The 15020-nt window shown below is 45.9% G+C and carries 8 protein-coding genes; 4 read left to right on the top strand and 4 right to left on the bottom strand.

The genetic code is table 11. From position 1 onward, the window contains the following. Nucleotides 1-59: 59 nt before the first annotated feature. The 3 genes from RIM23_RS07420 to RIM23_RS07410 all read left to right on the top strand — a co-directional run bounded on the left by RIM23_RS07420 (nt 60) and on the right by RIM23_RS07410 (nt 3037). Nucleotides 60-1793, top strand: a complete 1734-nt coding sequence (locus RIM23_RS07420; protein ID WP_446365813.1) for a diflavin flavoprotein — start codon at nt 60-62, stop codon at nt 1791-1793. A 1-nt stretch (nt 1794) separates the two neighbouring features. Beyond that, nucleotides 1795-1962 (top strand): hypothetical protein, encoded by a 168-nt coding sequence (locus RIM23_RS07415; protein WP_446365811.1) that lies wholly within the window; start codon nt 1795-1797, stop codon nt 1960-1962. 238 nt (nt 1963-2200) lie between these two features. Next, nucleotides 2201-3037 (top strand): ABC transporter permease, encoded by an 837-nt coding sequence (locus RIM23_RS07410; protein WP_446365958.1) that lies wholly within the window; start codon nt 2201-2203, stop codon nt 3035-3037. 153 nt (nt 3038-3190) lie between these two features. Here RIM23_RS07410 and RIM23_RS07405 read toward each other — a convergent pair whose 3' ends face one another. Further along, on the bottom strand, nt 3191-7408 hold the full coding sequence (locus RIM23_RS07405) for a PA14 domain-containing protein (RefSeq protein WP_446365809.1): 4218 nt from the start codon (nt 7406-7408) through the stop codon (nt 3191-3193). A 616-nt stretch (nt 7409-8024) separates the two neighbouring features. Here RIM23_RS07405 and RIM23_RS07400 point away from each other — a divergent pair. After that, a complete protein-coding gene (locus tag RIM23_RS07400; RefSeq protein ID WP_446365807.1) occupies nt 8025-9812 on the top strand; it encodes a serine/threonine protein kinase in 1788 nt (595 codons plus the stop codon). Nucleotides 9813-10161: 349 nt separating this feature from the next. On the opposite strand, the gene RIM23_RS07395 is transcribed toward RIM23_RS07400, so the two are convergent. The 3 genes from RIM23_RS07395 to RIM23_RS07385 form a co-directional block, all read right to left on the bottom strand. Beyond that, nucleotides 10162-10287, bottom strand: a complete 126-nt coding sequence (locus tag RIM23_RS07395; protein ID WP_446365805.1) for a hypothetical protein — start codon at nt 10285-10287, stop codon at nt 10162-10164. A 494-nt stretch (nt 10288-10781) separates the two neighbouring features. Then, on the bottom strand, nt 10782-12617 hold the full coding sequence (locus RIM23_RS07390) for a glycoside hydrolase family 15 protein (protein ID WP_446365803.1): 1836 nt from the start codon (nt 12615-12617) through the stop codon (nt 10782-10784). A 60-nt stretch (nt 12618-12677) separates the two neighbouring features. Then, a complete protein-coding gene (locus RIM23_RS07385) occupies nt 12678-14606 on the bottom strand; it encodes an ABC-F family ATP-binding cassette domain-containing protein (RefSeq protein ID WP_446365801.1) in 1929 nt (642 codons plus the stop codon). Between the last annotated feature and the right edge of the window lie 414 nt (nt 14607-15020).

Genomic DNA, 15020 nt, shown 5'->3' with positions numbered 1-15020 from the left:
ACAAAGGTAACTGTTCCCTGTTCCCTAATCTAAAACATCAACTGTAATTTCGTCCAACTATGACTACAATACCTGATATTAAACCTCGTGATGTCCAAGTCGCCGCCATTGAAGGAACGGATACAACCGTGTTGCGATCGCGGACGTGGGATAGACTCAAGTTTGAGGTAGAATATTCCCTGCAACGGGGTACAACAGCAAACTCCTATCTCATCCAAGCCGATAAAACAGCGCTGATTGATCCGCCAGGGGAATCATTTACCGAAATTTTCCTGAATCAATTGCAGCAATGCATGAATGTGCAGCAATTGGATTATGTAATTTTAGGTCACGTTAATCCTAACCGGATGGTGACGCTGAAAGCTTTGCTAGAATTAGCCCCCCAGATTACCTTTGTTTGTTCTAAAGCCGGTGCAGTTGCGTTACAAAATGCCTTACGGGAACACCAATGCAATGTTTGGGTACCCAAAGGCGAGGAAACCTTAGACTTAGGTCAAGGTCATCATCTGCAATTCATCCCCATCCCCACACCTCGTTGGCCCGATGGACAATGTACCTACGACCCCCAAAGCCGTATCCTATTTACCGATAAACTCTTCGGTGCCCATGTCTGCGGCGATGAACTCTTCGATGAAAACTGGAAACGGCTAGACGAAGACCGACGCTACTATTATGATTGTCTCCATGCCGCTCAAGCGCGACAGGTCGAAGTCGCCCTGAACAAATTGGTCCCGCTCTCGGCTAAAATGTATGCCCCGGGTCATGGTTCCATTGTCCGTTACAGCCTTAGCCGATTCCTCCATGACTATCGCCAATGGGGTCAGCAGCAAACCGAACAAGACTTGACAGTGGCGCTAATTTATGCATCAGCCTATGGAAATACCGCCACCTTAGCCCAAGCGATCGCTAAAGGAATCACCAAAACAGGTGCAGCCGTCGAATCAATTAACTGTGAATTTGCCGAACCTGGGGAGATTGAAGCCGCGATTCAACGCTGTGATGGCTTTTTGATTGGTTCCCCCACCCTGGGCGGACATACGCCTACTCAAGTGCAAACGGCGTTAGGGATTGTCCTCTCCAATGCCGCGAAAACTAAACTGGCGGGGGTGTTTGGGTCTTATGGCTGGAGTGGCGAAGCCGTTGATGAAATTGAAAGCAAACTCTTAGATGCGGGTTATCGCCTGGGATTTGAACCGATTCGGGTTAAGTTTAAACCGGATGACGAGACAATTCAATATTGTAAAGAAGTCGGCACAGATTTTGCCCAGGCGCTGAAAAAATCCAAGAAATTCCGCGCCCCCAAACAAGCCGTCAGCAGTGCCCAAATTGACCGAACGGCACAAGCGGTAGGACGAATTGTCGGGTCATTGTGTGTTGTCGCGGCGCAGCGTGGTAATGTTCGTAGTGGGATGTTAGCGTCTTGGGTGACACAAGCCTCATTTAATCCGCCAGGGATTACGGTTGCGATCGCTAAAGATCGGGCAGTTGAGTCTCTAAGCCATACGGGAGATAGCTTTGTCCTGAATATTTTAAAAGAAGGGATGAATGTCCGGCGACACTTCTTGCAATCCTTTGCCCCAGGGGATGATCGATTTGCGGGTTTAGAGACGGAAATGGCGGAAAATGGTTGTCCGATTATCAAAGATGCCTTGGCTTATTTAGAATGTACAGTGCAGAGTCGGATGGACTGTGGCGATCACTGGTTAGTGTATGCTGTTATCGATAATGGTAAAGTATTGCAATCAACCGGGATGACGGCTGTACATCACCGTAAATCGGGGAATCACTATTGATTTGTCATTTGTCATTTGTCATTTGTCATTGGGGATTGGTGGTTGGGGATTGGTGGTTGGGGATTGGGGATTGGTGGTTGGTGGTTGGGGATTGGTGGTTGGGGATTGGTGGTTGGGGATTGGTGGTTGGGGATTGGTGGTTGGGGATTGGGCGAAGCATTCGCGTTGAAACGTTGGTAAAAAACCGATAAATTTGGGCGCGAATGCTTCGCCCCTACGAATTACGAATTACGAATTACGAATTACGAATTACGAATTACGAATTACGAATTACGAATTACGAATTACGAATTACGAATTACGAATTACGAATTACGAATTACGAATTACGAATTACGAATTACGAATTACGAATGAATGAATGCATGAATGAATGCATTTCCCCCATCTTCCTGTTCCCTGTATCCATGGAAAACAACGCTGTTCAACGATTTAGACAATCAACATCCGGCAAAATTGGTCTGGGAATCACTCTCACCGTGATCATAATGGCACTGCTGGCACCGATTCTCAATCCTTATAATCCGGCAACGGATCGGAATTATACCGCCCGGTTGCAACCCCCCAGCTTGGATTATTGGTTTGGCACTGATGGTTTAGGACGAGATATTCTTGACCTGGTATGGTACGGGTTACGCACGTCTTTGTTTATCGGTTTAGTTTCCGTGGGATTAGGGCTAATCGTGGGAGTAGTGTTGGGGTTAGTCGCGGGTTATTTTCGAGGCGGGTTAGAAACCGTGATTGGTTGGGTAACCGATATCCTGTTAGCCTTTCCCTCAATTCTACTCGCGATCGCGATCGTTACTGTAACAGGTCCTAGTATCTCCAGTGTGATGATTGCTGTCGGTGTAGTACAAGTCCCCATTTTCATCCGTTTGACTCGCTCTATGGTGCTATCATTGCGGGAACAGGACTTTGTGCAAACCGTGCGATCGTTTGGTGCTACGCCGGGACGGATTATTGTTTATCATATCTTACCCGCTAGCTTGAGTCCTTTAGTCGTGCAAGGGACTCTTTCTATTGGTACGGCTACCTTAGAAGCAGCAGGTTTAGGTTTTTTAGGGTTAGGCGCCCAACCTCCCACACCGGAATTAGGAACAATGTTATCCGATGCATTTAAGGGCGGCTATTCCCTATCGTCTCCCTGGACTATATTATTTCCTGGTTTGTTTATTACCCTAACTGTTTTAGCCTTTAATTTACTCGGAGATGGTTTAAGAGACGCTTTAGATCCCCATATTTAGGTAGAAGGGTAGGGGCACGGCATTGCCGTACCCTATTCTAGCAGTAGACTGTTGTAGAGACGTTGCATGCAACGTCTCTACCATAAGATGCGTCCTAACCGCTATGGCGATTGCGATATCACCCTCGTCGTCTAAACTTAACCGGATCTGATATTACACAAGAGTTGGAACCATCAGCAGTTCAGCTTGGGGCATTTCAATCAGGGCTTCAACTGTCTCATTGGTGAAAGAGTCTCCTATCCCGATGCTGTTCATCAGGTTAATTTGCCTAACTTCACTCGCAGTAAAGGAGTCTAATACTTCTTGATGACTGGCTAAAGTCGGTTGCCAAATTGAGGCGTCAAAACCCGGATTACTGCCGTTCTCTTCCTCGATAAACAGATGAGGGTTTCCTCTATTGTCGAAGACATCAACACCTCTATTGCCTAAAAGTTCATCACTCACCGACTCAACAGTTGTCAACTTGCCAGCATTATTCTGTATCGTTTCATTCACTGAAAAATCATTGTAATTAGCAGCATAAAGCTGACTTTGGGGGATAATCTCCTCCGATTGACTCTCACTTGACCAAGCCAGTTTTGCTACCGATTTTCCTCTGTTTTCGTAGTAGTCCATGCGAATTTCGTACTGTTGTCCCGCCTCTAGGTCAATCGTGCCACGATTATCTTTCACGGCATGGTCTGTCCAATTATCAATCAGGAGTTGGTCATTTACCCACAATCGAACCCCATCATCAGAAGAGGTTTTGAACTGATAGGTTTCTGAGTAAAGGGGTTCCACAAACCCTGTCCAACGTACCGAGTAGGTATCGGGATCTATCGCCGCATCCGGTGACCCTGAACCCCAGTTAAAGTCTATGGTTTCATCAGTGCGGGTTAGCACTAAGTCGGTAAAATCGCGGTTGTTGTAGTATTCGGCAGTTAAACCTGTACCGTTACCACTAGCATCTACACTGAGAGTATCAACAGCAGGAGAATAAAGCTGAGATTCAGGAATAATCTCTTTACTTTGACTCTCACTTGACCACAACAATTGTGCGACTGATTTGCCAAAGTTTTCGTAGTAGTCCATGCGGATGTCATACTGTTGACCCGCTTGCAGGTCAATTGTACCCCTATTTTCTGTAACCCCATGATTTGTCCAATTGTCAATCAGTAGTTGGTCATCCACCCACAGGCGTACACCATCATCTGAGTTGGTGAAGAATTCGTAGGTTTCTGAGTGGAGGGGGGCGACTGAACCTGTCCAGCGTACCGAGTAGGTATTGGCATCTATCGCCGCATCGGGTGAACCTGAACCCCAGTTAAAGTCCACAGTTTCATCGGTGCGAGTTAGGGCTAAGTCGGTAAAATCGCGGTTATTGTAGTATTCGGCAGTTAAACCTGTACCGTTACCATTGCTGGGAGGAGCGTTAATCGCCGGACTATCTAGAACCACATTATCAACGGCAATGAAATCACTATCGGAAGTATACCGATTGGAATTAACGCTGAAGACGACAAATTGATAGCCATCACCAAAGTCTACATCCCACTCAAAGTTCGTCCAGTCAAAGGTAGAACCCCCGACTGTTTCTTCCAGCAACAGGGTTCGGTTCATCGGAAGCGCTCCCACCTGGGTTGGTCCATTAGAACTAATCCCACCGTGAAATTCTCCATCAACTCCCCAGAGGCGCACAGTAATCTCGTTGGCTCGGTCATCTCCTTCCGTATTCTTGATATCCAAGCTCAAGGTTTGTTGACCCCGACGGACACTGTTGTCCAGAAAAATTTGTCCTAATCCTGTCCCCCGCGAGTCTGCATCGAAAACAGCCGCACCTCCATCACCAATGTTGGAATTACGCGACCAACCCGTTCCTTGCCAACCTTGACCATTTCGTTTATGGTCAATACCCCAGTTTGGTCCTCCAAATTTATCCGAATCGCTGAAGTCGCTGTCGAGAATTAGGTTGGGATAGGCGGTTGGGGTGACCTGAATCTGTTGAGTTACAGTAGTTGTTGCGCCTTGGCTATCCCAAACCGTCAGGCTGACATTATGAGACTTTGTTGGGTCAAATTGGTGATTGACTTGGCGACCAAATTGGTCGATACTACCATCGTTATCAAAATCCCAACCGTAACTTGCGATCGCGTCATTGGTCTGGTCTAATGTATCTGGTGGGTCACTGTCGAAGGACGCACTGGCATCAAACAAGACAACTCCTTGATTGCCCACTGATTCGTAGTTAAAGTCAGCTACTGGTGCAATGTTCGTCGGCGACACCTCAAAGGTGGTGTTAATAACCTCGAAGTAATCGGGGAATGTCTCCGAACCGCCAAAACTTTTCTGTTTGGACAGATTATGAGTATTATTCGCCAAATAGCTGTCTTCGATACGCGACCCTAGAAAAGGCACACCTGCGTCATTCGGACCTTCCCAAGGAAGCTTCACCCCATGTTCAAACCCCTCAACCCGGATATTTTTGAACAGAAGGTCTTGGGATAGGGGATTCAGACCAATGCCATAACCACGACCATCACCATTTATACCTCTCTTGAACGGAACGGGGTTATCAGTGTCACCGACAATTAACCCATTGACGAAATCAATCTGGCTGCTGTACTGAGTGAAGATACCCTCACCATAGATATTCCAGAGTTTGAAATTATCTACTAATGAGCGAACATCATGGGCTTCTTTGAGATTTGGACCCTGAAAGCCTAACTGACCATCATTATTCCGCTGATGGTTCCAGAAGATTATCCCCATATCGGAGTTATAACTCTCGAAACCGGATAGGCGGCGCAGGGGTACGTTGGTAACATCGAGAGTGTCTGGGTCATCATCAAAGGACGCCTGAGACAGGATTGGCTGTAGTTCCGGTAACATATTCTCAACCGCAACCGTGTCAGCCTCTCTGACTCGAGAGATTCCATCCACGCCATTAAAGATATTAATCCCACCGCCTGCAGCACTAATGGCAATATTGTCCACTATTTCCACTTGGGCAGCCCCTTGCACCCAGTATCCCTCACCGTTAAAGCCCATATCAAACAAGGGAACGCGGTCTGAACCGTCGAAATCGGCTTGGGGACGGTCATCGCCTGTAGTTTTGATGGTAATGTTATTGCGCCATGCACCCAATTCATTTCCGGCTTCTGCGGCAATTCCGGAACCTACTACGTCGAACACCACATTGTCTTCTAAAACGGCGTGGCTGTCATGATGCACCAGTCCCCACCCCGGACTACCAACAATGGCGTTACCTTTGACCAGAGAGGGTGTACTGTTGATATCCTCAGCCCCAGTGCGATGCAGATGCAAGGCATATCGCCCACGGGGATTTGTCCCGGAACCGGGTGAACCATCGACATTTTTTATGGGGTCATCAATTAACCTATTTTTATCGGTCCGTCCCAGGTTGTAGAATCCAGCGTTTTGTACCTCGACATCGGGGTTGTGCATGAACATCACATGACCCCGTTGCTGAGTGGGTACGGTTTCAGCGTTTTCTGTCTCGAAGATAACGTTCCGACTGGTGTTGGCAATGTAAAGCTTTAAGTCCTCGTCCTCGAATCCCTGGGGACGCTGGTGGTCAAATCGGAGGATGGTATTATCACCAGAGGTAATGTCGTTGTTGGTAAATTTAATCCGGTTGCCGTTAATTTCGGTGATGGTTAGTACTTCATCTTGGAACCGACTGTTATCTTCGTCAGAACCGTCGGGATTGTAGGATGTTCCACCTAACACTAATTGATCACCAACGCGCCAGCCTATGGGTGTATTCATACCATCGGGCAGATTCAACACCAGTTCATTGTCACCGACTGAGGCATCTGTTGCTAGTGATATAAAATCGAGTTTCTCTGCACCATGAATTCTAACTTTACCGTGAGTGACAACGCCGCGACTAATCAGGGTTGAGTCCCAATTGCTATCAATTTCTCCGTTATCGGCAATGACAATTCTGGCAGTTTTGTTGGCTTGAATCGGGTTTGCTTCACTGCCAATCGTTAAGGTGCTAGTCGGTGATGCGATGAACGTGTCTACGACTATTTTGGTGTTGCGGTTGTGGGCGAATTCCAATGTTCCGTCCACACGCACGGTTTCTAGACGAGTATCACTCTCGGCGTCGTAAGTGACATGAACACCTTCAGAAATGACGACTTTAGCATCAGTTCCAGGAACCTGACCTTGCTGCCAGGTATTGGGATCAAACCAAGATCCATCGTTAACGGCTACATGAGTTGCGGCTGAATGAGGGACTAAATCCAATAATTCTAGATGTTCGGCTTGCTTTACTGGATGGTCTTGATGAGGGAGATTTTGATTATGTTGCATGCTCATCATTGATGTATCGGCAATCTCAGCTAGGTTGGTTTCTAGTTGCATAATGTTGCTGTTAATCTGTTTAGTCAGTGGTTTTCCAGAAAGCAGTCATCATTTGATGGCTATTCGCGATCGCTGACAACAAGGATCGGCATACACACTTGAATCGACTAGACGTTGTATAAACTTCACAATCGATTCCCTTATTTAAATTAATAACATCAATTCTTCTTGATTTTCTTAAATAAAAAAATCTACACGGAATCTTTATATACGGATAGACAATAATATATATTCCTTTTATATTTATAGTTATTATTGTATTTTGTTTTAAAAAAACAGATCTTAGACTATTATTATGAAAATAATGTGAAGGTTTTCAGTAAGGCGACATCCCTCTTTTTGCAGAAATACTATATTCTGGTGAGATGGGTATCCTGCCCACCCTTATGGGCAAGGGAGATGCCTACCCGACAAGGGTAGATGGGTTGATGTATACTACCGGACTCAACTAAGCCTAGAGCCAAGCTTTTATAATCTAAAATGGGAAGATCTGTGGCATGATACAATAAAAGGATATATTCAAAGAATATTTAATTTTAATTAGAGCGTTAAGTCCCCATGACTAAAAGGACTGGGGAATTTATTGTGTAGAATCGAGAGACACCGTCTATCGCTGGTGATCGTGCATCAGTCATTTATAAAGTCGGTCTATTGTATTAATCCCAACTGCCCCCGTCCTTATCCTCAACCTGGGGACTTTAAGTTTTGTAGCAGTTGTGGGTCAATGCTGCGTCTAAATAATCGCTATGTTCCTCTCCAGCATTTGGGTTTAGGGGGATTTGCGGCAATTTACACGGTTTGGGATCAGCAGGATCAGACTGAAAAAGTATTGAAACTTTTAGTAGAAAAGTCACCCAAGGCGTTGCAGCTTTTTGAACAAGAAGCCGCCGTATTGCAACGTCTAAAGCATCCGGGTGTGCCTAAAGTGGAGTCCGATAGCTATTTTACCGTGAGTCTGGGAACATGCCAACAGCGCTTACTTCCTTGTCTGGTTATGGAAAAAATAAACGGTGAGACGCTGGAGGCTATCTTGAACCGTTATCCTCAGGGATGTCCGGAAACCTTGATTATTAATTGGCTCTACCAAGCGGCTGATATTCTACAGGAGTTACATGATTTGGGAATTATTCACCGTGACATTAAACCATCAAACTTAATGGTGCGAGAGGAGACAGGTCAACTGGTGGCGATTGATTTTGGCGGCGCGAAACAAATTGGCGCGATACCCCTGGGGAAACAGAATTGTTCCACACGCTTAATTTCTCCAGGTTACAGTCCCCCCGAGCAGATTGCGGGGGATGTGGTGGGACCGACGGCTGATTTTTATGCCTTAGGGCGTACCATGATTCAATTACTCACAGGTCAAGATTTGGCGGAGTTACAAGATCCGGCGACGGGTGAATTTCACTGGCGCGATCGCACCAAAGTCCGTCGGGGTTTAGCCAACTTACTTGATAGTATGATCCGCCTTGATCCCCAAAAACGACCCGCTAAAGCCGCCGATATTCAACGACGTTTAGTGGTCAATTGCCGTTTAAGTAAAAAATCGTCTTCCTCATCATTCTCATTATTTCAGGCGCTGACTAAAGCCGCCGGAACAGCACAGGAGATTTCTGTGCGAGTTCTGATTACGGGCGCTCAAGTTATCTTTAGCCTAGTGCGCTGGCTGTGGCGAGTCTTTATTAGCATTGTTCTGGCGTGCTTAGATACCCTCGGGGAAATGGTGATGGCGGGAATTGGCGCAGTTGTTGGCGCAACCACTGGGTTTGCTTTGATTAACCGGACAATTGTCGGCGATAGCTTTGCCGATTGGATGATCGGACAATGGATTCTAATGGTTCCCGAAATTCAGATTATCCCATGGGGGGAACTGATCATGTTTGCTTGTGCGGGTTTGGGAACGGCTTGGGGATTAACTGAGGCGGGGGGATTTGGTCAACAGAAACGGCGTCTAATCGCTGGAATAACCGGGATTTTCGGCTATGGTGTGGGTTGGTTTATTTGGCAGGCGTCAATATCGTATTCACCGAGGGAACAATTGGCAGGGTTGGGGGATCTTTGGCAGGTATCCCTATCTTATAATAGTATTGCCGATCGCTTACTGGGTTTAGTCACGGCTGTTGCGGTTATTCCCCTGGTGTTAGGATTAGGGTTACCGAGTCATTACCTGGTTCACGCCGCCGTAGCCGCATCGGGTACGGGTATGATATTTTCCGGGTTAGTTCGGTTAAATATATTGCCGTTGGAGGTATTAGTTCATATCTTTTCCTTCTCTGATGTTAGTTGGTCGGATTTTATCAATACCATTAGTTTTTTTGGTTTACTCGGTATTACCATAGGGTTCTGGTTAGGCGTGAGTTATTATCTGCTGGTTCCTGTACTGCGCTTGCTGGGGTGGCGATGATGCGATCGCGACTTGAACAACCACAATACGAGCCTGATACTGCGCCAAGTTCCCCTTTAAGCTCAACGTAGTTGTCTGTCGTTCCCACTTATATCCCAGTTCAACACCAATTAGATAAGGGAGTACATTCACAGTTGCGCCTGTGTCTAGTCAACCGGATGTGGCGACAGACTGTTGTTGATAAAGCAGGGTGATGGGTAAATATGGACGAAAGCCAGCTTCACCGAGTACCACATCAGCAGAGATAAAAGGATATCGCTGGGCGTTAAGCTGTCATGCATTTAAATTGGGAATGAGTAGCGAGCTTTCCGGCTCGCACTGAACGTGATTTCGCCATTATTGACATTAATTAAATGCCAAACAGCAGTTTGGGTTCTGCTCCCTCTTGAATTAGTTCGTCATCTACTTCAATGATAAGCTTCAACAACTCAGTTTTTTCTGCCACTTCTACACTTAAACTCGAAACTGATGCCACTATGTTACACAATTCTAGGAGTTAAAAACCCAACACTTCAGTGTAAAGGTTGGTGGGCAATGCCCACCCTACGGTATGTCAAGGGTTGTGGCGATTCCAAAATGCAAATTTTCAGCGCTATTCTACTTAGGTGAGGGCGCAAGCCTTGCGCCCCTACGTTTGGGTGTATCGTTAGCACTTGAGAGCCACTACAGAGTTTTCTGCGTTAGGTAAGGTGGGAGCGATCGCGTAATTGATTATTGTGCTACTGTTTTTCAAAAGTTCTAGCATCGATATCTTTTGTTGGGTTTCCTGGCGTCAACCCAACCTACAACCTATTCCACCATTTTAGCTGGGTCAGTCCACTAGAGCGTCAGTCGGTGTAATAGCAGTTAGCGGTGGGTAATACAAATCTGGGTTGATTACCTCCTTTATAATCCAGTCCGCGCAGGCGGACGAAAGGCAAGTGTAGCAGCGATTTTAATCGCCGTGAAAAAAAGGGGGTTACTGATACTCTAGAATTTATGCTCAATTGCCCGATTCAGATTCCACGCTGCACTAATTAAGGACACATGGGTAAACGCTTGGGGAAAATTGCCCAAGGCTTCACCACTTGAACCCGTTTCCTCGGCATATAATCCTAAATGGTTGGCATAACTGAGCATCTGTTCAAAAATCAGTCTAGCGCTGTCAAGCCGCTTCTTGTCTACTTTTCCCGCCCTAGTCAACGCTTCAACTAGCCAGAATGTGCAGAGATTAAAGGTTCCTTCTGTCCCTGAAATACCATCCGGTGCTTCTTCTGGATTATACCGATACACTAAACTATCCGAAACCAGTCCCCCTAGTTCTGGTGAGCAATTAATCGCATCCAGAGTTTTCAACATCCGGGGATCAGTGGGAGACATGAAGAACACCAAGGGCATAATTAGGTTACTGGCATCTAGGGACGTGCTACCGTAATATTGAACAAAAGCTTGACGCTCCTCACTCCATCCCTTTGCCATAATTTCTTCATAGATGCGATCGCGTTCCTTTAGCCATCGCTGGTGATCTGCCGGAAATGAGCGCTTTTGAGCCAAACGTAACCCCCGATCGAGGGCTACCCAACACATGAGATTAGAGTAAATAAAATCTTTGCGTCCCCCTCGTGTTTCCCAGATTCCTTCATCTTGGCGTTGCCAATTATCGCACACCCAATTCAGTAACCGCCGTAGGGATAGCCACAAATCATAGGAAATCTGTGTTCCATATTTGTTGAACAAATACACCGAATCCATCAACTCGCCATAAATATCAAGCTGTAACTGCTGATAAGCCCCATTGCCAATCCGAACCGGGTAAGATCCCTTATACCCCTCCAGGTGATCCAGAATCTCTTCATCGAGATTATGATATCCATCAATCCCATACATAATCTGCAACGGATCATCTGAATCCAACTCCTGACAGCGATTTTCCAAGAAAAGCATAAACTGAGCGGCTTCCTCAGTAAACCCGATACGGAGTAAGGCATACAGAGTAAAGGATGCATCTCGAATCCAGGTATAGCGGTAATCCCAATTTCGAGTACCACCAATCATTTCGGGTAAGCTGCAAGTCGGCGCGGCTATAATTGCCCCTGTGGGTTCGTAGGTGAGCAACTTCAACACCAAAGCTGAACGTTCCACCGTCTCGCGCCATCGACCATCATAAGTACATTTAGCAATCCAGCGTCGCCAATACGCCACCGTATCGTCAAAGAGTTGAATCGCTTCTTGATGGCGCAGGGGCAAAGTACAACCCCCATCCGGGTCAGTTTCTTGCAGCACAAAAACGGCACTTTGTCCAGCTTCCAACGTAAATTCAGCAAAAACGCCGCGCTCATCCTGTTTTAACGGGATATCCGTCACCAATCCCAAACTCAGAGACGGCGACTTAAAGCACGCCCCCGTGGATGAGAGAATCGTCTTGTGGCGATCGCGGGCATAATTAAAAGCAGGATAACATTCTACGCGAAACTTCATCTGGCAGCGAACCCCTTTAACTTGCCGCACTAACCAGTGATAACCTTGCTGATTAACTGGTACACCAACAGGCATAAAGTCAATAATCTCACCCACCCCACAAGATGCCAAGAAGCGAGTCACCAACACATTCGTTTCGGGCCAATATAACTGTTTATGAGTGACTCCATCCACACAGGGAGAAATCTTAAAATGACCTCCTTTCTCAACATCCAGTAATGCGGCAAAAACGCTAGGAGAATCGTGGCGAGGAAAGCAAAACCAGTCAATCGAACCCCCTAAGCCAACTAAGGCTGTGGTGTGCATATTGCCGATAATGCCGTAATTCTCGATAGATTGATATGCCATTGAATTATGAATGTTGAATTTTTACTTTGTATTCTCTGTTCCTTGACAAATGACGAATGACTAATCCCCAATTTCCGCCAATTCCAACCAACGTTCTGTTGCTGTATCAATTGTCTGAGTCAAGGTTGCTAATTTCTGATAAAGTTCCTGAACCTGATTAACTTTACCAGGAGACGCATTATACAGCGCTTTCTCCACCTCTGCCTTTTGAGCTTCCAGTTGGGGAATCTTTTCTTCTAATTCTTCAAACTCGCGCTGTTCCCAATTAGAAAGCCGACGCGGTTTCCCCTTACCAGATGATTGAGTCTTCCGCGTTGCTCCATTAGACTCTTCTGATTTCTGTTGAATTTTAGCACGTTCTTCAGCCTCTGCCGCTGCTTCCGCTTCTTTATAATCAATATACACAGAATAGTTACCCGGATACTGACGCAGAATCCCGCCTGACTCTAAGGCAAAGATTTTGTTGACGGTGCGATCTAAGAAATAGCGATCGTGAGACACCACAATCACACAACCATTGAAATTTTCTAGATAATCTTCCAACACCGAAAGCGTTCGCACATCTAAATCATTGGTCGGTTCATCCAGAATTAGCACATTAGGAGCACTCATTAATACTCGTAACAAAAATAGGCGGCGCTTTTCTCCTCCAGAAAGTTTATAAATAGGAATGTACTGTTGATCCGGTGGAAACAGAAAACGCTCCAACATTTGCGAAGCAGTAATCAATGTTCCATCCCCCGCTTTCACATATTCTGCTACTTCTTTGAGATAATCAATCACCCGCTGATTTTCCTGGATTGCCGCTAATAAATCATCAGAATGTTGGTCAAAATAGCCGAAGTGAATCGTTGCCCCAATATCAACCTCACCCGAATCCGGTTCAATCCGTCCTGTGATAATATCCATTAACGTTGATTTACCACTGCCATTTTCGCCAATAATACCAACGCGATCATCAGGGCTAAATTCGTAGGTAAAGTCTTTGATTAAAATCCGATCGCCATACCCCTTAGAGACATTTTCTAACTCAATTACTTTATTGCCAATCCGGCGACTCGCTGTCGAAATATCGACCTTGCCTTGAGCCTGCTTAAACTCTTGATCCTGCATCTGATGGATGCGATCAATTCGCGCTTTCTGCTTGGTACTCCGAGCTTTGGGTCCTCGTTTGAGCCATTCCAACTCTCGCCGCAATACGCCCTGATGTTTACGTTCTTGACTCGCGGCGGCTTCTTCGGCGAGAGCTTTTTTCTCTAAGTAGTAGGCATAGTTGCCATTGTAGGTATAGATGTCACCTCGGTCAATTTCAATAATCCGATTAGTGACTTGATCCAAAAAATAGCGATCGTGGGTAATTAATAGAATCGCCCCCGGATAAGATTTCAAATACCCCTGTAACCATTCCACAGACATGGCATCTAAATGGTTGGTGGGTTCATCCATCAATAACACATCGGGTTCTGATAGTAATGCTGTCGCCAAAGCAATGCGCTTACGGTAACCTCCGGATAAATTGCCAATTGGCGTGTCAAAGTCTTGAATTCCTAGCTTGGTGAGGATGACTTTGGCACTGGTTTCTAAATCCCAAGCGCCTAGAGTTTCGATGCGCTGCGTCACCTGAGATAAACGCGCCATGACTTGTTTATCGTCTGAATTTCGTGCCAATTTGTGGGATAATTCCTCATAATCCCGGATCAGTCTCATCTGTTCGCCACTATCGGCAAAGATCTGTTCTAATACAGTGCGGCTTTCATCTAAGTCAGGTTGTTGGGGTAAGTAGGCAATTCTCGCGCCGGGATTGACAATAAATTGACCGCCATCAATGGATTCGAGTCCAGCAATCATTTTTAGTAGAGTAGATTTTCCCGATCCATTGGTACCGATCAAGCCGACTTTATCGGTAGCATCGAGGCTAAAGCTGGCATCTTTGAGGATTTCTTTAATGCCAAAATCTTTTTTAACGGATTGCAGCGTGAAGACACTCATTAGGGTTTTAAATTGATCCTATGTCTAAATTTGTCCTGTTTATAGTGTTTCCCATGATCAGGTACTTATGTGAGGGCGCAAGGATGGTGCCCCGGAGAGCGCCCCTTATCTGGGTGTACCATCAGCACTTAGGAACCGCTAGATTGATTGATGGGAAAACAGTTTGTGCTTCTCTACACGTAAAACTGTTTCCTGTCATCTTCTGTTGTATCGTTCGTCTATCATACCTGTAGTTATTGGGACAAAAACCTTACTCTTGTATTCTTTTACCCTTTTACCGCTTCTAAAAACCTAGACAAACCTACCCATAAGTAATTCTGCCTTGGTATAAGTCCACGGTGTAACTTTTGGTCGATAACCGTTAACGCAAAAACTTGGCTGATACCCGGCATTGTTGCTCGATATCAGCCTTAA

The sequence above is a fragment of the Coleofasciculus sp. G3-WIS-01 genome, from assembly GCF_040223135.1.
GTDB lineage: Bacteria > Cyanobacteriota > Cyanobacteriia > Cyanobacteriales > Coleofasciculaceae > Coleofasciculus.
Note: the sequence above shows the minus strand (reverse complement) of the source record. Positions and strands in the feature narration are given on the sequence as shown.